Here is a 19,619-nt window from a genome sequence, read left to right as displayed (position 1 = left end):
TTAAATCGCTACCCTTCAATTTGCAGGGGTGTTAGCTATGTTTTTCGCCTTAGTCACCTACTTAGGTATGCTCCTAAGGTCTCAGTCGCTTGCCGCCTACCTACAAACTGAATTATCTAGGGTATAGCTTAAATCGCTACCCTTCAATTTGCAGGGGTGTTAGCTATGTTTTTCGCCTTAGTCACCTACTTAGGTATGCTCCTAAGGTCTCAGTCGCTTGCCGCCTACCTACAAACTGAATTATCTAGGGTATAGTTTAAATCGCTACCCTTCAATTTGCAGGGGTGTATTTTGGTAACCAAGCGCAGTATATATCTATGCTTAATTATATCCTTTTTTATAGCTGCCTCAAAATGGCTTTCTCAGTGCCTTGAAAACCAAAAAACAATATCCCGAATCACTATTGCTCATCGGGATATTTTTATGGACGAGATACAGCTAAATCATTTAAATGGGATTACTCATCACCATTTAAACCCGCGCGGTTTAGTAAAAACTGCGCTAGCATCGCGACCGGACGACCAGTAGCCCCTTTCGCGGCACCTGAACGCCAAGCGGTACCTGCAATATCAAGGTGTGCCCAGTTATATTTAGTGGCAAAGCGAGATAGGAAGCAGCCAGCGGTAATTGCACCTGCTGGACGACCACCTGTATTCGCTAAATCAGCAAAATTAGGGGTGATTTGGTCAAAATACTCATCCGCTAGTGGTAAGCGCCATGCACGGTCACCCGCTTGTTCCGAGGCATTTAACAGCTCATGAGCTAGTGGATTATGGTTTGACATCAACCCTGTATAATGGCTACCTAATGCAATTACACAAGCCCCTGTTAAGGTAGCGATATCAATAACCAGCTCAGGTTCAAAGCGTTCAACATAGGTGAGTGCATCACACAGAACTAACCGACCTTCCGCATCAGTATTAAGTACTTCAACGGTTTGCCCTGACATGGTAGTTAAAATATCGCCGGGACGATAAGCGCGACCACCAGGCATGTTTTCACAACCTGCTAGTACCCCAATCACATTGATTGGAAGTTGCAATTCAGTGATAAAACGCATCACGCCATACACACTTGCCGCACCACACATGTCGTATTTCATTTCATCCATGCCTTCGCCTGGTTTGATTGAAATACCACCTGAGTCAAAGGTTAACCCTTTACCGAGCAGAACAATTGGCTTGCTGTCCGCATCTGGGTTGCCTTTATATTCCATAATGGACATCAGTGATTCATTTTGTGAACCTTGCCCCACTGCTAGATAGGCATTCATTCCCAGCTCTTTCATTTGCTCTTCACCAATCACACGAGTGGTTAGTTTGCTATCTGAAATATCTGCTAGTTGACGAGCTTGAGAGGCTAAGTAACCGGCATTACAAATGTTTGGTGGCATGTTACTTAAGTCTTTCGCAGCTTTAACCCCTGAAGCAATGGCTAAGCCATGGGAAATCGCGCGCTCACCACTGGTCAATTCACGGCGTGTTGGGACATTAAACACCAGTTTGCGTAGTGGGCGACGGTGCTCTGTTTTATTACTTTTTAGTTGGTCAAACACATACAGCGATTCTTTTGCTGTTTCGACTGCTTGACGTACTTTCCAGTAGTTATTGCGGCCTTTTACATGTAATTCAGTTAAGAAACATACGGCTTCCATTGAGCCTGTTTCATTCAGAGTACTAATTGTTTTCTGAATAATTTGTTTAAATTGGCGTTCATCTAATTCGCGCTCTTTACCACAACCGATAAGCAGAATGCGTTCAGACAGAACATTTGGTACATGATGGAGTAGCAGGGATTGCCCTACTTTACCCTCAAGTTCGCCGCGGCGCAGCAGGGCGCTGATATATCCGTCACTAATTTTGTCCAGCTGTTCAGCAATTGGGGACAGACGGCGTGGTTCAAAGACTCCGACAACAATACATGCACTGCGTTGTTTTTCCGGGCTACCACTTTTTACACTAAACTCCATGCGTTCTCCTGAATCTTAAAGACAAAGGCCGATGCTCCCGCTAGAATTAGCGTTTCGCATGATCTACCTCATAGAGAATGAACTCTTTATGTTAAACTGACCATCTATACGCGAAATAAACCAAGTTGTATGCTGTTTATCGCGATACAACTACGAAGTATGGCGAGTATATTTGGTTTCGCGAATATTAAGCATGTTCTGATATTTTAATCAGTATAGAGAATGCTTTTATATCATTCTAGCCATACAATAAACTAGAGTATATGTTAGTAAATGGCAGACATTGAACGAACTTAGCCATTTTCTACCCAAAAGACAAGTTTTCACAGGCGTAATAAGCGTGATCATTATTAGATATTTGGTACGGGAAACCCTGAAAAGTCAGTTAGCCATACTTTTTGTATTGATGCTAATCTTTTTTAGCCAGAAGTCGATAGATATTCTGGGCGCTGCCGTTCAGGGCAATATTCCATCAAACTTAGTACTTCCTTTACTGGGGTTAGGTGTGCCTGAAATGGCGCAACTTATCTTACCTTTAAGCCTATTTCTTGGGCTATTGATGACCTACAGTAAGCTTTATACTGAAAGTGAAATTACGGTAATGCACGCCTGCGGTTTAGGGAAAAGTGTTTTGGTCAAAGCGGCGTTAGTGCTGGCCATGATTACCGCCATGGTGGCAGTTGCCAATATTACGTGGATGCTACCGTGGTCATCTCAATATCAAGAACAAGTGTTAGCGGATGCTAAAGCTAACCCAGGTTTAGCCGCAATGGTGGAAGGGCAGTTTAAAACCACAAAAGACGGCAACTATGTTTTGTATATTGGTGATGTAAAAGGGAGTAATTTCAAAAATGTTTTCCTAGCGCAGTTACGTGCTGCGAATGAACAGCGCCCTTCTGTAGTGGTTGCCGAAAGTGGTTATATGAAGGAAGACCCTGATGGCCGTCAAGTGGTCATTCTTAATGAAGGGACCCGTTACGAGGGGACGGCATTATTACGTGATTTTCGTATCACTGACTTTGTCAATTACCAAGCCATAGTCGATCATCAAACAGGTGAGGCTCGTAATGACCGCGTTGAGCAAAAGAATATGCTGCAATTGTGGAATGAAAATACACCTGAAGTGAATGCAGAGTTTCATTGGCGTTTAACGATTGTTTTCTCGGTTATCGTCATGGCTTTAATGGTGGTACCTCTAAGTGAAGTGAACCCACGTCAAGGTCGGGTGCTAAGTATGTTACCTGCGCTGCTGTTGTACCTCATCTTCTTTTTGCTGCAAAGTACGTTACGCAATAGTGCAGATAAAGGTGATATTGACCCAAGGTATACCATGTGGGCAGTGAACTTAGGGTATTTAGTCTTAGCGGTGATCCTCAATGCATGGAACACTGTTCCTATGCGCCGTATGCGTCTTAAATTGAGTAAAGGGGTTGCCTGATGTTTGGTGTTTTAGATAGGTATATCGGTCGGACCATCCTAAATTCTATTTTGGTGACGCTTTTTTTATTGGTTTCACTCGCTGGGATTATTAAATTTGTCGAGCAACTGCGTAAAGTGGGTGATGGTGATTACACTGCGTTGAGCGCGGGGGTTTTTACTTTACTTACGGTACCAAAAGATATTGATGTTTTCTTCCCGATGGCGGCCTTATTAGGGGCGTTAATGGGCTTAGGTGCACTCGCTTCACGTAGTGAGCTGGTGGTCATGCAAGCTTCTGGTTTTACCCGTTTACAGATTGCCCTTGCGGTGATGAAAACGGCTATCCCTCTGGTTATCGTGGCGATGTTTATTGGTGAATGGATTGCACCAGCCGGTGAGCAATGGGCGAGAAACTACCGTGCAGAAAAAATCGTTGGTAATTCATTAGTGGTTACTGACGAGGGAATGTGGGCAAAAGATGGCCGCGACTTTATACACATTCAGCGTATTAATAACGCAACATCGATTCAAGATGTATCGATTTACCGTTTTGATAAGCAACAAAAACTTAACTCGGTGATGTTTGCTTCAAGTGGGGAGTATGACACGGCAAATAAACAGTGGGTGTTATCTCAAGTGGATGAGTCAATATTAAGCAGTGAGAAAAAAATTACGGGTTCACAGCGGTTGACGGTTGACTGGAAAACTAACCTTACCCCAGAAAAACTAGGGATAGTTTCTTTGAATGCGGATTCGTTATCTATTCGTGGCTTATATCAGTATGTTTCTTACTTGAAAGAAAGTGGTCAAGTTGCAGCTGTTTATGAATTAAGTATGTGGAAAAAAATATTGGCGCCACTCTCTGCCGCTGTCATGATGTTAATGGCCGTTTCGTTTATTTTCGGGCCATTACGCACCGTACCAATGGGGGTACGTGTTATTTCAGGTATTGTGGGCGGCTTCTTATTTTATGTACTAAACCAAGGGTTTGGTAACTGGAGCCTTGTTTATTCAGTACCACCGATTATTGCAGCTATCTTGCCAAGCTTATTGTTCCTAATTGTCAGTATTGTTTTATTAGTGAAACGAAAATAGCGTTTTATAGGTCATTAAAGGCTGTGTATCTTCGGGTATCACAGCCTTTTTCTTTGTCGTCATTTACTTAGTAATAAGTTTCCTAACTTACTGATAATTCTTAATAGTTTATTCTGAGGACGGAATAAAGCTTGTTGTTGCCTATTATCTGCAGATGTACTGATATATTCACCTTTAATCCCAATAACATTCAATCGACTTTTATTCGCTAACTGTTGAGCACAAGAAAAAATACCGCCATTCGCCGTATATGACTGGCGAATAAGATAAGCTTTTTTCCATTCTTGCTCTGTGAATGAGGTTTGTACTTTTTTTCGTGCTTCACAGACAAGTTTTTTATATTCAGGTGTTTGTTCTAATTTCTTTTGATTGTTTTTTAAAGGATGAGAATTGAGTGATCCAAGATTTATTTCTACTGATGTCGGTTTCTGCGGGGCAGGGAATATGTTTTGGTGGTTATGGATTCTTCTAAGTTGGAGAACCAACTCAGAAACGTTGCCCTGTTTAATGGTACAGGGCCGTGTTATATGATGTAAAAAAAATGGAGAAGTACGCATTTTAATTCCTATTCATCAAGTAGAAGAGGGATTAAGATTAGCCTTGAATCAGCTTACAACATTGCATAAAACGATTATAAATATAAGAAATAGCTTGAATAATAGGGCATTAATACTGTTATTATTAACCAACTATTGCGTAACCTAATGCACTGATAAAGGCGACTACCCTTGTTTGGGGTTGAAATAACTTTTTTCTGGCTCCTGAGATATGACTTTGGTTATCAATAGCTAAAATATTTTGGCGACTCCGGTTTGCTAATTGCTGAGCAAGTGAAAAAAAACCACCTTTCATACTATTTTGTCGTTTAAATTTAAAAGCCGTTTGGCACTTTTCCCGATATATTCGCCTTTCTTCTTGTCGGTAAGCTTTGATAGCTTGTAATTCTGAGCCATCTAAATATTTGTAGGGGTATTGAGTAGCAATAGACCTATTCTCTACGTACTCTGGTTTTTTAGTACAATGGCCTTTAATACTATTCAAAATTTCTATCAATTCAAATTGGCTAATTTTCGGGCATTGTGTAGCCTGACAACTTAATGTTATCGCGTGGTTTTTTGTTTTCATTTTAGCTCTGGATGTGTTAATGGAAGGCTAAAAGATTATCGGGAATTTGAATGAATTGATTTTAAAAATGGGTAGTAAAATTATCAAAAACAGCCTGAATATATCAGGCTGTTGTCGCAATTAATGAGATAATGCGGGTAAATCCACGTTTTAGGGTCGGGGTGTAAATCGCCATTGTTTGTAATGCTTTGGCGGTACTCCTTCAATGTTTTCCATATGCGTGGTTAGAAGATAGCGAAGCGACGAGTTCATTAACGCCAATAGTTAACTTACTAAATTTGCTGCTATCTTTTCGGGTCATGACGACAAATACCCCAATGTTTTGCTGTGGGATCATCGCCATATAGGTATTAAACCCACCGCCGCCGCCTGTTTTCTGGTAAATTCCTGGAGTGCCATTCTTCGGTTTCATATAAACCCACCCAAGGCCTAACCCATCCGCATGGCCAGCGACGTCCATTCCTTTAATTTCTAACAATTTTTCGCGAGGGAAATAGATGCCTTGCTCACGAGCCGCGGTGACTTTCCTTAAGCTCTTATCTGTCGATAAAAATTGTTGCATCCACTTTTGCATATCTGCTGGGGTTGAATACACACCACCGCTTCCTGCTGCTGCAAGTGTATTATGGCAAGGGCTTGGTTTAGTGCCTTCCATTAAACGTGCACATTGAGCTTTATTGGGTGTATAGGTGGTATTGGTCATTTTGGCTGGGGAGGTGACATAATGACTAAACAATTGTGGGTAAGAATGACCTGATGCTTTCACCATGGCATCAGCTAATAAGTCATATGCAAGGTTAGAATAGGATGCCTCAGTGCCTGGCGTCGCATCTAATTTGCCTGTTTTTAACCATGTCCAGCGGTTATCTTGGGTTGGCCAAATAAATACAGGACGCCCCCATTTTCCGCCTGGTTGCTCACGAGGTAAGCCACTGGTGTGGCTTGCAAGGTGGTAGAGGCGAATCGGCTGCCCACTGGCGTTATCAGGCACAGTAACACCATGATAGGCATATTGTTGCAGCGGGTCAGTAATTAATAACTTTTTGTCTTGTTCAAGCTTGATTAATATTTCACTCGTCATCAATTTAGTAATTGATGCTATGCGAATGAGTGAATTTGGCCCCGGTTTTTTACCATTGCCGGGTGCTGTTTCGCCATAATAACGGGATAAAACTTGGTTATTATCAATAACAATTATTGCCATACCCCTGGCGTCGCTTTCGTTAAAAATACGATTGGCATATAAATCGACAATTTTAGCAACGCGTTCGTAGGTCCTTCTATCTCCTTCAAAAACCTGCCAGTCAGTAGATGCAATATCATTCGTTTGCAGAAATTTTGGTGTTTTTTTGGTCGTTGTTGAACATGCCATCAAGGCTAAAGACAACGCAGATACTGACAGAATTTTTAGTAATGATTTCTTCATGTTTGAAGCCAGCCGATATGATTGTTTGCAAATGGCTATTCAGCCAATCTTATTTTTTCTTAGCGAAAATTTTCATTACCACACCAATTAAGATGCCAATAAAGATCCCTGTCGCTATCCACCCAACAAAACCCATGATAAAGCCTTAATGTTTGTATTAGATTGCGGATAAACTAACAAAAATAATTGTCTATCGCCAGTGACCCAGCGTTGTGATAAGAAAAATAGTTAGGGAAAGCTACCATATCGGCTAATGAAGATATAAACAAAAGAAGCTTTCTTTCTCTTATCATGTGATTTTAGCAATATGCGTTTTTTTTAATCGAACAGACTTGATCTTCAAGAATAAGTGTTGCCAGTAGACACAAGGCAAGTATAATGGCAGCGTTTTCCAAGAAACACATCACTTCAGTGCCGGAGTGGCGGAATTGGTAGACGCAGTTGATTCAAAATCAACCGCTTTCGGGTGTGCCGGTTCGAGTCCGGCCTTCGGCACCATAAGAACATCAAGAGACGTCAACCGACGTCTTTTTTTGTATCTGAAATCCAGTGTTTACAAGGCTTCCCCCGCATTTTCAGTCAATGCATGTCAACTTAACTCAACCCACATCAACCTCCGTGTGAGTATACATCTGAGTATATACACCGCTTCGATAATGAATGTATACTCGTCATACTTCGAATTACATGGGTGTTGGCTTCGTTCAGCTATCCGAGTCACATAGTTATCTATGCTCCTCGGCTATCTTCACTTGCCGCCTACATGTTATTTAGAGTATATGCTTGCTCAGAGGTGAGAGGACAAAGAATATGGCATTAACCGATACAAAAGTTCGTGCAGCTAAACCTGAAGAGAAAGCTTATACACTGACAGACAGTGATGGCTTGTTTCTTTATATTCACCCCAATGGCTCTAAATATTGGCGTTTCCGTTTTCGCTTTGGCGGTAAACAACATTTGATGGCTTTTGGTGTATACCCTGAAATTTCTTTAGCAGATGCAAGAGAAAGAAGGGATGCCGCTAGAAAGCAAGTTGCTTTAGGTATCGATCCTCGTGAGCTCAAGAAAGAATTAAAGGAAGAACAACAAAAAGAATTTAATACCTTTGAGAAGGTAGCTCGTGATTGGCACGCCACCAATAAGAAGTGGTCAGAAGGGCATAGCCATCGAGTGCTAAAAAGCCTTGAGGATAATATCTTCGCTGCTATTGGTAAACGCAATATTGCCGAACTGAAAACTCGTGACCTACTCGAACCAATTAAAGCCGTAGAGATGTCTGGACGTCTTGAGGTGGCTGCACGCCTACAACAACGTGTGACGGCGATAATGCGTTATGCCGTACAAAGCGGCTTAATCGACTATAACCCAGCGCAAGATATGGCTGGCGCAGTTGCCACTGGTAAACGAGTCCACAGAGCCGCATTAGAGCTTAAACGCCTACCCGAGTTCCTACAACGCATCGATGATTATAAGGGAAGACCTTTAACTAAACTTGCAGTCAAACTTACCTTGTTAGTCTTCATTCGTTCCAGTGAACTGCGTTTTGCCCGTTGGGATGAAATCGATTTTGAAAATGCCATGTGGACGATCCCCGCTGAACGCGAAGCGATAGAGGGCGTTAAACATTCCCATCGCGGATCAAAAATGCGTACTCCTCATTTAGTCCCTCTAAGCCGACAAGCTATTGAGATCTTAAAGCAGATCTATCAATTCAGCGGCAACCACGAACTGATCTTTATCGGTGATCATAATCCTAGAAAACCGATGAGTGAAAACACGGTTAATAATGCATTACGTGTGATGGGTTATGATACTAAGACAGAAGTGTGTGGACATGGTTTCAGAACAATGGCATGTAGTTCGTTGATTGAGTCAGGCTTGTGGTCTAAGGACGCAGTAGAACGCCAGATGAGCCACCAAGAACGTAACTCAGTGAGGGCTGCTTATATTCATAAGGCAGAGCATATTGAGGAAAGGCGATTGATGGTGCAGTGGTGGGCTGATTATTTGGATGCGAATAGAGAGAAGGAGATTTCACCTTTTAGTTTTGCGAAATAAATTAATCTAATTTTTAAACAATTATTAGCCATCTTTGGGGTGATGGCTAATTTCTATTTTTGGATCTGTAAATAATTCCGTGTATTTACCCTGAGTTTGTAATTTCAATTGTGTGCTAACAATCTTTATCAATTTTGAAAAAGGCCTCGTACCTTACATGCATCAAGGAAAGGTTTTTTTAGAAAATTGCATTCGGCGTATGGCTGACTCCGAGTCTGCCGCGCTAAAGTTACAAGAAAAGCATTAGGATCTCGTCCATCCTCTCTCCACTCGTCAAGCACTTGTGTCAGCCAGTACTTACCATCCATTTCCCCGCAGAGTTTCGCTTTATAGCGTTCATCAATACCGTAAATATCCTTCCATGTATCTATTTCTTCGGCAACAGCATCTGGGCCAAATTGTAGGGTGATATCGTTAGGTACCAAATTTTCAATGTCTGAAGTTTGTAGTGTAACCTGTAACTCGATGGAATGTGTCACAGGTTTATATGGATAGAAAACCGCGCGACGGTGAACTGTCCCTGCAGGGTCTTTTGGCGTGTAGGCTGGATTCTTACTAGTTTTATAACTACTGTTGCAATAGTGGCAGGCAGGTACGAGATTACGAAAGTTTATAGAATTAAAAGGATACAATGCCTTAGGTAGATAATGGTCGTAAGCTTCGCGTTTAGTATGGTATTCACTAAGTAAGTCGCTGATACCACAAAACGGGCACTTCCCAACTTTATTGATTTGCACGAAATTCTTGTAATGATCGTCAATATCGCCAATCTTGGCGCGCAAAGCGGCGAGATCCAGCAATGACTGCGAGTATAATCCTTTGAAAAATGTACCGAGCTGTTCTGAGAGTTCTTTATGGTTTACCGCTATATCAGCGTAACGGGCTAGTTGTGCATTTGGAGTATTGGCACATACCTTTTCCAGATTATTATTCCCTTGGTACCACCGTTTAAACTGAGCTGTTTGCTGCTGTGATAGCTGGGCGAAACGCTGAAAAATAGATTGAACTTGACTTGAAAAACGATCCCCTGCTGCTGTGTGGTCATAGGCAAAAGAGGTCATTATCTCTTTAAGAGGTGGATTAGCATCAAATAGAGTCAAGTCATACGCATCTAATTTCCTCGCTCTACACCACACTTGATAGAAAATGAAATTAATAAACCGCTGCATTCTCTCCATTTGATGTGGTACATAAGTGTAAGTAAACAGCATTAGCTTTGCTCCTCCTCGCTGTCTTGTGCATTCTGCCCAAGAATCGCATTGATCAATAACAGTTTTTCCACCGAGTCGCCTAACTGCTGGTGAATTTCGGTAATAAGAGATTCCCTATCCTCTCCACCTGTCTCAAATCGTCTGCGTAAATCTTCCAGCAGGGCCTGTGCATAGCCACCAATAGTTTCACGTTTGCCAAAAGTGTTCATAGTGATCTTGTTGATAGAAGCACCTAGTGTGTTGTAGTCCGGGTGGTTGATGCTGACAACGCCAGTTGTTTCATCTTTGCTGAATACTAAAACCTTATCCGGCTTGCTATCTGAAATTAGAAACGGTGTGTGAGTTGTGATCAACATTTCTTGCCCCACATCTCTTTGATCAGATAAGCACTGACGCAAACGGGTGATAAAATTGGCTCGCCAATTTGGGTTAAAGTGGGTTTCAGGCTCATCAAGCAGAAGCAAGCAGTTAGTGTCACGGAATAGCATACATAAACCTAGGCTATGCAATAACTGGTGTTCGCCATCTGATAGCTCTTTGAGAAGCATTGGTTTTTCGACCCCTATTTTCTTGAAATAGAAGTGTTTAAAGCGCATGATTCGCTCATCAGATGCTGGCGTCGGTACTGTTTCACTAACATAGTGACTGGTTGAAGTGTATAAATCCGACTTAAGCGTATCACTTACAACATAAAGGTTAAGAGCTAACAATACCTGAAATGCCTGGAATAGAGCCAATGGTGAACCGTCGAAGTTTTCACGGAAGGCTTGCTTAGTTGCCTCATTAACCCGGTAATCTAAAATTAGAGTATCAGTGTCATCATCGACGTAACTCAAGGTAGCGCATCGCTGTAAGGCGTTAATCATTAATGAAGATCTTTCGTCGCCTTCCAATAAATGGATAATATTTAGACGATAATGGAGTGTTCCCTGTTCGTCGATATGGAACTGTAGAGCGGGATTACTATTGACTATATCTTCAGGTAGCTGGTATTGATTTTCATCTTCACTGGCAAAAGCAGTAAGTTGTTCTGGCCGCAGTCCAACACTACGACGAACGATAATGCGGAATTCCTGCAGTGAGTCAATCCCCACATCCTCGCGGAAAGGCCGCAAATTACTCTCGTCGAGAAACAGCAGGTTGCACAGTAGGATGGCTTGGCTGAATTCGTTATCAAGATATGTAAGTCTGGTTTCTGGGTGACCGGGATATGGAAGTTGCTGGGTCAGCGCGTTGTAGTACTCGTCAAACTGTACAAAACGCATCTTAAAAAAAGGAAGACTAAGGATTTCGTTCTCGCCTGAAGAGTAACCAAGCACGTACTGAGGTAACAGCATGTCTATATGGCTACTAGTGAATGCTTCATTTGTGTCAGTACCAAAGTCGCTTTGGTTTTCCCAAAGAAAGCGCACCGATTCACCAGGATTTTTCCTAACATGCACTTTTGCCCATTCGGGACTGTTAGAGCTACGGTATTCAGGAAGGACTCGAATCAAATAGTCCAGCTCAAAGGAAATGGGTGAAAGATCCAGAGTCTCATCTTGCAATGCTTCAGGAAGAAAACTCCGGCGCACACGCAAAATTTCCAGCTGAAAGAAGATTGCAGCCAAGATTTCAAGCAGATTGGACTTGCCACTGCCATTCGGTCCAGCACAGACGAAGGGGGCAAAGTGATCAGCTTTTGCGAGTTCATCCTGCAAGTTCCACTCGGTGCGAAAATGGTACTCAAAACCGCAGGGTAAGCTGCGAAAGCCTGCAGGGTCGGTGATCTTCAGGCGTAGTAGTTTCATGTTGAACTTTGCTCGATAGCAGCTTTGAGTTCGATGCAGTTAGCTGAATCATCAAACTCCTGCGTCAGTTTGCCGATCGCCAGCGCCTCGAATACCCAAGTTTTGATGTATTCGAAATCGCTTGCATCCAGCACAAAGTCGTTGTCTGGATGAATCTCCGACAGTCGACTTTGTGCAATTTCCATAAATTGTTGTAACGAAAATGATGTGTCAGCAAGTTGCGTACGATAGGCTTCCAACCATTCCGCAATCAATGTTTTGCGAGCTTCGACATTTTCCAATGCAACTTGCAGATTATCGGTATTAGGCAAACGAACGGCAGACACGGCTTTTATAACAGGGGCAGGCATGGTGGCTTGCTCTTCTTGGGACACAGTGGTGACATTTTGAGTGGGAAGTATTGGCATCGGCACTTTTGACAAATTCAACTCACCATTGAATATTTGTTGGCTCAATGCACTGTAGAGGCACTCCAGGTCAGTGAGACTTTGTTGATAGCGGTATTTGAGGCGTTCGACCTTTTCAACAATGGTGGCGAATTGGTTTTGTAATCTTTCATCAGGTATTGGGATCGACAAACAAGAAAGAATCTTTTGATTGATGTTTTGAATATTGGCACCCTGCCCTCCCTGTAAAAGAACACTGCGGAATGCTGTGGAGCGGAAAAGGTGGGCAATGTATGTTGCTTGTAATGAGGAGGAAGTAATCCTAAACCGAATACAAAAACCACTGTAGGTAACTTTCGTTGTTCCTGGATATACAGCCATACAGCGACCAACTAGCTCTTTGTTTCCATTGGAACGAACAAAGAGGAGATCTCCGTCATGAAGAAAATAGTCATCAGTAGGTTGCTCATTGAGCTCAATGAATGCAAGACTATCGAAATCTTGTAATTCCGCCTTAGATTTGAAATCTCCAACTCCCAGATAACGAACTTTCACACCGTTCTCACCTTTGGTGAAATTGAGTCCATTCTTGAATAATCCATATTTACTAAGGGAACTGATAGTCCACCCCTTTTCATTTCTTACCGGATCACCAAACATCTCCAGAAAAATGCTTTTGAGCAGGCCATCAAGTTGTTGTAGATGCTGTTTGCGCTGGGTAATTAACCTTTCCACTTTGCCGAGCAGATATGCAATACGGATTTGGTCGTCGAGAGGGGGTAAAGGAATCTCGATGTCCGCGAGCGATTTTGAATTGAGTGTTTTACCCATCACGGCTTGGTTTGAACCGCCATAGGTTGCTGATTGTAATGCGTAGTAAAGAAATTCAGGGTTCAGGACTGCTTCATCTTTGATTGCAAAGGCTGCAATCGCTTCGTTCGTGAATAGATCACAACCAGCAAATGCCATCTTACCGATGGTTAGTTTGAAGCTGAAAAGCAGAGTTCCTTTTTTTACAATTTTACATCGAGCATCTGTGACGGCTCGATCTGTAATTTGCTCTTTTGTCTCTGTAACTATCTTCGAGCTTAAATCTCGAATAGAAGCCCAGTGATATCCTTTTCCCCAATAACTAGGCTCATTTCTTGAAGGAGTTCGGCCGATAGAAATGTCTAAGAGGTCAGACAATTTTTCTTGTCTCATCTCACCATCTCCTTCAGTACCAGCAACTCGTGCACAATGCCGCTTTGCACCCTGGCTAGTTCCGCTTTATCTACATCACCTACTTCAGCCTGAAGCAACCGGTTTAGAATTACACTCGGCGCATCGTAGTTTACTTCTTCAAATACATTTTTTTTATAGCGCGAAAGGGAGAGATCGAAGTTATTCTTCTCATTTGCAATCTCGCTATACGGTACCATAAAGTATTTCTCAGTTCGGTCTGTATCGGTCTTTGCATTGCGGTTGTGGTACTTGGTGATGATATCTTGCAGGTCGCCATAACCTTCCTGTTTAGAACGTTTATCGTCCAACGAGTAGCCATCAGAGGCCATTTCGTAAAACCAGACGTGCTCGGTAGCTGGTTTCGTAATCTTGTCTTTTGCTCCCCAGACCTTGGTGAACAGTAAAATAGCTGTACTGACTCCGGCGTAGGGTTTGAACACACCGCTAGGCAGAGTGATGACGGCTTTAAGATCGCAGTGTTCCACCAAGGTTTGGCGCAAATTCCTGAAGGCTTTACCGGAGCCGAAAAGCACACCTTGCGGAACGATCACGCAGGCGGTACCGCCTTTTTTCAGCAATCGATAGATATTTTCGACAAACAGTAACTCGGTCTTAGTAGTGGCCAGTTGCAAGGCTTCGTTGATGTCGCCCTTGTCGATGCTGCCAGTGAAAGGCGGGTTAGCTAGCACGATGTCGTAGGCGGATTCTTCATTGTAGCTTTTGCTTAGAGTGTCCTGATAGTCGATATTGGGCTCATCGATACCGTGCATCATCAAGTTCATTAATCCCAAGCGTACCATGGTGGCATCGATATCGTAGCCGTACAGGCTTTCTTGCAAGACGAATTGGCGCTTTTCATCGAATGTTGCGGCAACTGAAGTACGGATAAAACCATCTTCATCGGGTACAAGGTTCTTGGTACCAGCATTGATAGCCAACTGGGTAACGATGTATTGGTAGGCCCCCAGCAGAAAGCCACCAGTACCACAGGCCGGGTCGATGATACGGTGACCCAGTTGCGGCTGCACCAAATCGGCCATCATCTTGATGATGTGTCGAGGAGTTCTGAACTGGCCGTTCTTACCTGCGGTAGCGATTTCCGAAAGCAGCATTTCATAAACATCGCCCTGTATGTCCTGGAAGGCCTGTCCATGCTCTTGTGAGTCCTTTTCCATCACCGCAAAGATGTCGTCGATGGTCTTCACTGCCTCTACCAACAGTGCCGGTTTGGGGATGATGAACACGGCGTTTTTCATGTGGTGAGTGAAATTGGACTCCGCACCGTTCAGATCTTTCAGGAAGGGAAATACCTTACCCTGTACGTGCTGCAACATCTCCTCTGCCTGCATACGCTTAAATTCGCTCCAACGCAGCGTACGTTTGTCTATGGGGCGCTGTTCCGTCACAGGCCAGTTGAGCTCCTCGGGAGGAATCCAGGTACCTTCAAACTTGGAGGTGTACTCTTCATCTGTCCACTCGGCGTCGGCTTGGCGTTTTTGATCTAACTCATCGAGTCGTTTCATAAACAGCAAGTAGGTAATTTGCTCAATTGCAGTGAGTGGGTTACTGATGCCACCGCTCCAGAATTTGTTCCAGAGTTGCTCTATTTTAGACTTTAGTTCAGGGTTGTTCTGTAACATTATATGGCCTGTTTTTAGGCAGCTAACCGTTCGGTCAGCTGTAGGATTTCATTGATTTCAGCTGGGCTGAATACGCCTCGGATACCTTTCGGATGGATGACCGTAAAGGGCGCGTTAATTAGATCTTTCTTTTCCACCCTTTCGCGGTCAACAATGAAGTTCTTCAACAGATCAAGGAACTCCATTTGCCGGCTGCTGAGCGTAGTGTGAACGCGAATAAACTGGTCGAAGGCTGCACTGACCTCATCAGGGAAGCTTTTAAGTACTTCGATGCCGAGGATGTGACGGATGAACTGAACGAAACGTGCCTTACGGTTCTTATAGACTTGACGCAGCAGGTCTTCGGTAATGTGCGGATGCTCTTCATGCAGGAGCTCAGCCAGTCCATTGGCTTCCTGACTACTAACCGCATCACCGTTCTTGATTTTCTGTAGCACCGGATTGTGCTCGGTTAGCTCGGCAATCAAAGTTTCGACCATTTCACGGTAACGGGTAATGCTGACGGCTTCGTGCTGCGGCCCGAATTCCACCCATTCTTTCTTATAAATCTCATCAACTAAATCAAGTTGAGTTTGCTCCTCGACTCTGGATTTTTCACGGAATTTCATCAAAGGACCGAGCTTGGTGACTATAACATCGAACGCATCTTCATCGGCTTTGACCCAATAGTGGTTAGTTTGTGCAGTGCGGATCAGCGCTTCTTCTTGTTGCACAAAGCTAACGGATAGCGGTAATTCACTGATCTGCTCGACGATGACTTCTTTGAGTATTTTAGTTTGTTCCTTGTTTTCATCGAGCACAGCCAGCGAATATTCAAGCATGTCGCGCTCAAAGCGCATGGCCTTGAAATCGACCTCAGAAACAGTACGGAACAGAGGTTTGATTTCAGCACGTAAGAATTCCAATCGAGAATGGCTGAGGTTAACCCAGAAGTTGTCATCATCCAACTGAGCCAGAGTAGTGGCTGCTTCCGTAATTACGACTGAGTCTTTAGGTAGTGCGGTAAGCTGTAAGCGAAGCTTGGCAATTTCACGACTGGCAATATCGGCATGATCTCTATCATTAGCTTTCTCAATCTTGTCGAGCCGTAGGCCGACAAGACGCACTGGCAATGGCAATTGTGGTTTGAGTTCTTTGCCTTTTGGATTGAGCTTGAAGTATTCGAAATTGTCCCAACAGTCTAGGATCAGGAACATGCCCTTTTCGGGACACCAAGATTTGAGTTTACTAGTTTCTAGCAGGCGCGTACCGCGCCCGATCATCTGCCAGAACTTGGTGTAAGAATAAACTGGTTTGGCGAACACAAGGTTGACAATTTCACGTACATCAATACCCGTGTCGAGCATATCCACGCTAATGGCAATGCGCGGCATGTTATTGTTAGTGAACTGGTCGAGAAGACCGCCCTTACCATAGACTCGAGGATCTTCCGATACCAACACCTTAGCCAACTCTCCGTGGTATTGTGGATAGAGCTTATCGAAGATTTCTTCCATGCGCCGAGCATGAGCCTTAGTAGCGCAAAAAAAGATAGTTTTACCAGGTAGAACTCCGTCGGCATCTTTAATTGACTCTTCCATAAACTCGCGGACGATCAGGGTATTAGTGCCCTTATTAATCACTTGCTTTTCTAACTGAGAGCCCTCAAAGTTGATATCTTCAATATCCTTACCTTGCTGAATCAATTTTTTCTGGTCTTCTAACGAAATAGTACGTTTGCTGATGCCTTCTATCTGAAATTTGGTCTGAATCTTCATAACCTGAAAATTGCAGAGATATGGAGGCACGCTGTTTACGGCCTCTTCATAGGTATAAGCAAATGTGGGAATACCATCTTCACAGTGAAATAGTTGGAAAGTGTTGTGGTCGATAATATCAGTTGGTGTGGCAGTCAGCCCCAACGTGATGGTTTTGAAATAATCGAGTACTTCGCCGAAGGTGTTATAAATTGAGCGATGGCTCTCATCAACGACGATGAAATCGAAGAAGTGCGGCGACAGATGCTGCATATCATCCCGGATTATATTGAGCATTGTCGGGTAGGTAGCAACATATATGCGGCGGTCCGTAGCAATCAGTTTTTCGCCCACATTTGGCCAACGCGGTTCATTCGGCAAGTGCTCTTTGAATGCTGCCAATGCTTGCTCGCGCAAAGCTATGCGGTCCACAAGAAATAGTACCCTCTCAGCATGTCCGGCACGCATCAAAGCATCAACCATAGCAATACAGGTTCGAGTTTTACCAGTGCCAGTGGCCATAACCAGAAGAAAGTCACGCCTTTTTTGTTCAATACCGTCAAGCACCGAACGAATTGCACGAATCTGGTATCCACGACCAGCAATTGAGGTGTTAATGAATTCATGCGTCAGCTGCTTTCGATTGCGACGGATGTATGTAAAACGTTCCAAATCGTCTCGTGTGGGGAAACCTAAGACTTGACGTGGCGGTGCATTCCCTAGATCCCAGAAATAAAGTTCGTATCCATTTGTGTAAAAGCAGAAGGGGAGCTCACCACCGAATTGCTTCTGGATGTTGTAGCAATACTGCTTTGCTTGTTCACGGCCCAGAGCCGCATCTTTACTTGTACGTTTAGCTTCAACTACAGCAAGTGGCTTACCATCTTTCCCTAAAAGCACATAGTCACTATACTGATGTCCACGATACTCATGGCAAGGTTCAGCAACACCTTCTGATTGATTAGTGAGGATATCGAATTCTTGCACAACCTTGGTAGGATCATTTACATCCCACCCTGCCAGATACAATTGCTTATCGATAATTTTAATACGCGTTTCTTTCTCTAAGTCCTGCATTTTTTCGCATATCCCCATAAAAAATCATCTTAAATGATTTTTTATTCTAAAATTAAGTAAGATACTATACTTTTGAAATCATAATTAGTAGCGATTATAGCTTATTTCTGAGGTATCAATTATATAGCAAAGTCTTCAAACGATAGAGTCATAAGTTCCGGGTATTACCATTTTAATTTTGAAGTGATACTTTAAAACAACTTTTGAACATCAGTCCGCCGTTACATCAAAATACTCTTCATCAATACGTTTCAGAGAAAGTACCTGCTCATCACGACTACCGATATTGTAGCGAAGCATTAATTTAGCTAACTCTTGTCCATTGATAAGGACGATACGCATGCCTAAGTTTTTCGCAGTTTGTATTGCTGATTGGGTGAAGTCAGATGTAGTGACAAATATGCCTTTCTGTGCTTTTTTAAGATTAAGAGAACCGAAGAAATCACGGATATCTCCTGAACTAACATTATTTCCTTCAGCGTAACGCTTAGCTTGTATATAGACTTGATCTACACCTAATGGATCTTGACTAATGACTCCATCAACACCGTTATCACCACTTTTTCCCAGTGTATGAGCCATTCCTTCATTGGTCCCGCCATATCCCATAGCAAGTAATAAATCAATAAGTAGTTGTTCAAAAAAGGCAGGACTAACTTTACGAGTACGAGTAAGAATTTCAGAGGCTAGAGTGTCATTGATTTGTATGTAAGCCTTACGGAGAACTTCATCTGGAGTTATTTCTTCGATATTTTTATCATCATATTGAGTTAATTTTGCTCGCCCATTATCTTGACCTTTAAATGCAATGAACTCATCGAACTGTTTTAGGTAATTATTATCTACGATAATGTTAGGATCGTTAACTGCCAATAGTCCTCTTTCCGTCAAGACAAAATGTGCACGGCGTGTAACTTCAAGTAATCCAGCTTTAGTCAAATAAGTTCTAGCCCAACCTATACGATTATCTAAAACAGTTTGTTTACCACTAGGTAGACGTTCTTCCCGTTCAGCGTCAGTGAGTTGAAATTTATCAGATAATTGATTGATGACATCGCGAAGTTTAACTTCTTTTCCACCAGCAGCACCTACAATTTCTAAAAATGGGCGCATAAAGGTTTGGTAGTTAGGTATCATTTATCACCTTTTGACTATGAATTCATACATTAAGGTTGCCATGTTTGAAGCATCATAAGCTTTTAGTTTAAAAACCTAGCAACTTTCTTTGATTATTATATACGAGCTATTTTCTTAGAAATATTAAGTAAAGCACGCTAATAGAGCTTTAAAATTTTACTTCAACATATGAGCTCTAATGATTTATATCGCTGAATTAAAGGGTATGAGAAAACGGTAGAAAGAACAATGGTTGGAGTAGGATTGTGGGATACTAATGACGATGTTGCTAATAAACTCCTCCGTATTTTGGTCAATTCAGAATTTCCATGTTTTCTAAACGACGC

The 19,619-nt window shown here is 42.8% G+C and carries 13 protein-coding genes and 1 tRNA gene; 4 read left to right on the top strand and 10 right to left on the bottom strand.

Annotation, left to right across the window (positions count from 1 at the left end; genetic code table 11):
• Window positions 1–457 precede the first annotated feature (457 nt).
• Window positions 458–1,969 (bottom strand): leucyl aminopeptidase, encoded by a 1,512-nt coding sequence (gene pepA, locus ACHB7C_RS06790; RefSeq protein ID WP_042845685.1) that lies wholly within the window; start codon window positions 1,967–1,969, stop codon window positions 458–460.
• A 340-nt stretch (window positions 1,970–2,309) separates the two neighbouring features.
• Here pepA and lptF point away from each other — a divergent pair, with 340 nt between their 5' ends.
• Entirely contained in the window at window positions 2,310–3,407 is a 1,098-nt protein-coding gene (gene lptF, locus ACHB7C_RS06785) for an LPS export ABC transporter permease LptF (RefSeq protein ID WP_042845684.1), read from the top strand.
• Window positions 3,407–4,483, top strand: a complete 1,077-nt coding sequence (lptG, locus tag ACHB7C_RS06780; protein ID WP_071548680.1) for an LPS export ABC transporter permease LptG — start codon at window positions 3,407–3,409, stop codon at window positions 4,481–4,483. Before lptF ends, lptG begins: the two co-directional genes overlap by 1 nt.
• A 59-nt stretch (window positions 4,484–4,542) precedes the next feature.
• On the opposite strand, the gene ACHB7C_RS06775 is transcribed toward lptG, so the two are convergent.
• From ACHB7C_RS06775 to ampH, 3 genes are all read right to left on the bottom strand, one after another.
• A complete protein-coding gene (locus tag ACHB7C_RS06775; RefSeq protein ID WP_395346829.1) occupies window positions 4,543–5,040 on the bottom strand; it encodes a hypothetical protein in 498 nt (165 codons plus the stop codon).
• A 124-nt stretch (window positions 5,041–5,164) separates the two neighbouring features.
• The gene (locus ACHB7C_RS06770) at window positions 5,165–5,608 is read right to left on the bottom strand and encodes a hypothetical protein (RefSeq protein WP_129466590.1); all 444 of its coding nucleotides are present in this window, start codon (window positions 5,606–5,608) and stop codon (window positions 5,165–5,167) included.
• 202 nt (window positions 5,609–5,810) lie between these two features.
• Window positions 5,811–7,034 (bottom strand): D-alanyl-D-alanine-carboxypeptidase/endopeptidase AmpH, encoded by a 1,224-nt coding sequence (gene ampH / locus ACHB7C_RS06765; RefSeq protein ID WP_042845677.1) that lies wholly within the window; start codon window positions 7,032–7,034, stop codon window positions 5,811–5,813.
• A 413-nt stretch (window positions 7,035–7,447) separates the two neighbouring features.
• Between ampH and ACHB7C_RS06760 the strand changes: the two genes are divergently transcribed.
• Together ACHB7C_RS06760 and ACHB7C_RS06755 are read left to right on the top strand one after the other, a co-directional pair.
• Window positions 7,448–7,532, top strand: a tRNA-Leu gene (locus tag ACHB7C_RS06760).
• A 312-nt stretch (window positions 7,533–7,844) separates the two neighbouring features.
• A complete protein-coding gene (locus ACHB7C_RS06755) occupies window positions 7,845–9,092 on the top strand; it encodes a tyrosine-type recombinase/integrase (RefSeq protein WP_395346826.1) in 1,248 nt (415 codons plus the stop codon).
• Window positions 9,093–9,220: 128 nt separating this feature from the next.
• Here the strand turns inward: ACHB7C_RS06755 and ACHB7C_RS06750 are convergent, their stop codons facing one another.
• The 6 genes from ACHB7C_RS06750 to ACHB7C_RS06725 form a co-directional block, all read right to left on the bottom strand.
• Window positions 9,221–10,303 carry an HNH endonuclease gene (locus tag ACHB7C_RS06750; RefSeq protein WP_395346824.1) on the bottom strand — a complete coding sequence of 361 codons (1,083 nt, stop codon included), beginning with the start codon at window positions 10,301–10,303 and terminating at the stop codon, window positions 9,221–9,223.
• Window positions 10,303–12,093, bottom strand: a complete 1,791-nt coding sequence (locus ACHB7C_RS06745; protein WP_395346821.1) for a restriction system-associated AAA family ATPase — start codon at window positions 12,091–12,093, stop codon at window positions 10,303–10,305. The genes ACHB7C_RS06750 and ACHB7C_RS06745 overlap by 1 nt, the downstream gene beginning before the upstream one ends.
• The gene (locus tag ACHB7C_RS06740) at window positions 12,090–13,682 is read right to left on the bottom strand and encodes a restriction endonuclease subunit S (RefSeq protein WP_395346818.1); all 1,593 of its coding nucleotides are present in this window, start codon (window positions 13,680–13,682) and stop codon (window positions 12,090–12,092) included. The genes ACHB7C_RS06745 and ACHB7C_RS06740 overlap by 4 nt, the downstream gene beginning before the upstream one ends.
• Complete coding sequence (locus ACHB7C_RS06735) at window positions 13,679–15,343, bottom strand: N-6 DNA methylase (protein ID WP_395346816.1); 1,665 nt, start codon at window positions 15,341–15,343, stop codon at window positions 13,679–13,681. The genes ACHB7C_RS06740 and ACHB7C_RS06735 overlap by 4 nt, the downstream gene beginning before the upstream one ends.
• A gap of 14 nt (window positions 15,344–15,357) precedes the next feature.
• Window positions 15,358–18,156 carry a DEAD/DEAH box helicase family protein gene (locus ACHB7C_RS06730; protein WP_395346814.1) on the bottom strand — a complete coding sequence of 933 codons (2,799 nt, stop codon included), beginning with the start codon at window positions 18,154–18,156 and terminating at the stop codon, window positions 15,358–15,360.
• Window positions 18,157–18,366: 210 nt separating this feature from the next.
• Window positions 18,367–19,293, bottom strand: a complete 927-nt coding sequence (locus tag ACHB7C_RS06725) for a restriction endonuclease (protein WP_395346812.1) — start codon at window positions 19,291–19,293, stop codon at window positions 18,367–18,369.
• Window positions 19,294–19,619: the final 326 nt, after the last annotated feature.

This window comes from Providencia sp. 2024EL-00732 (assembly GCF_044006275.1).
Taxonomy (GTDB): domain Bacteria; phylum Pseudomonadota; class Gammaproteobacteria; order Enterobacterales; family Enterobacteriaceae; genus Providencia; species Providencia huashanensis.
Note: the sequence above shows the minus strand (reverse complement) of the source record. Positions and strands in the feature narration are given on the sequence as shown.

Excerpts from the sequence above, each read along its gene's own strand:
- pepA (WP_042845685.1), bottom strand. The coding sequence starts at position 1,969 with ATGGAGTTTAGTGTAAAAAGTGGTAGCCCGGAAAAACAACGCAGTGCA.
- lptG (WP_071548680.1), top strand. The coding sequence starts at position 3,407 with ATGTTTGGTGTTTTAGATAGGTATATCGGTCGGACCATCCTAAATTCT.
- ACHB7C_RS06775 (WP_395346829.1), bottom strand. The coding sequence starts at position 5,040 with ATGCGTACTTCTCCATTTTTTTTACATCATATAACACGGCCCTGTACC.
- ACHB7C_RS06770 (WP_129466590.1), bottom strand. The coding sequence starts at position 5,608 with ATGAAAACAAAAAACCACGCGATAACATTAAGTTGTCAGGCTACACAA.
- ampH (WP_042845677.1), bottom strand. The coding sequence starts at position 7,034 with ATGAAGAAATCATTACTAAAAATTCTGTCAGTATCTGCGTTGTCTTTA.
- ACHB7C_RS06755 (WP_395346826.1), top strand. The coding sequence starts at position 7,845 with ATGGCATTAACCGATACAAAAGTTCGTGCAGCTAAACCTGAAGAGAAA.
- ACHB7C_RS06750 (WP_395346824.1), bottom strand. The coding sequence starts at position 10,303 with ATGCTGTTTACTTACACTTATGTACCACATCAAATGGAGAGAATGCAG.
- ACHB7C_RS06745 (WP_395346821.1), bottom strand. The coding sequence starts at position 12,093 with ATGAAACTACTACGCCTGAAGATCACCGACCCTGCAGGCTTTCGCAGC.
- ACHB7C_RS06740 (WP_395346818.1), bottom strand. The coding sequence starts at position 13,682 with ATGAGACAAGAAAAATTGTCTGACCTCTTAGACATTTCTATCGGCCGA.
- ACHB7C_RS06735 (WP_395346816.1), bottom strand. The coding sequence starts at position 15,343 with ATGTTACAGAACAACCCTGAACTAAAGTCTAAAATAGAGCAACTCTGG.
- ACHB7C_RS06730 (WP_395346814.1), bottom strand. The coding sequence starts at position 18,156 with ATGCAGGACTTAGAGAAAGAAACGCGTATTAAAATTATCGATAAGCAA.
- ACHB7C_RS06725 (WP_395346812.1), bottom strand. The coding sequence starts at position 19,293 with ATGATACCTAACTACCAAACCTTTATGCGCCCATTTTTAGAAATTGTA.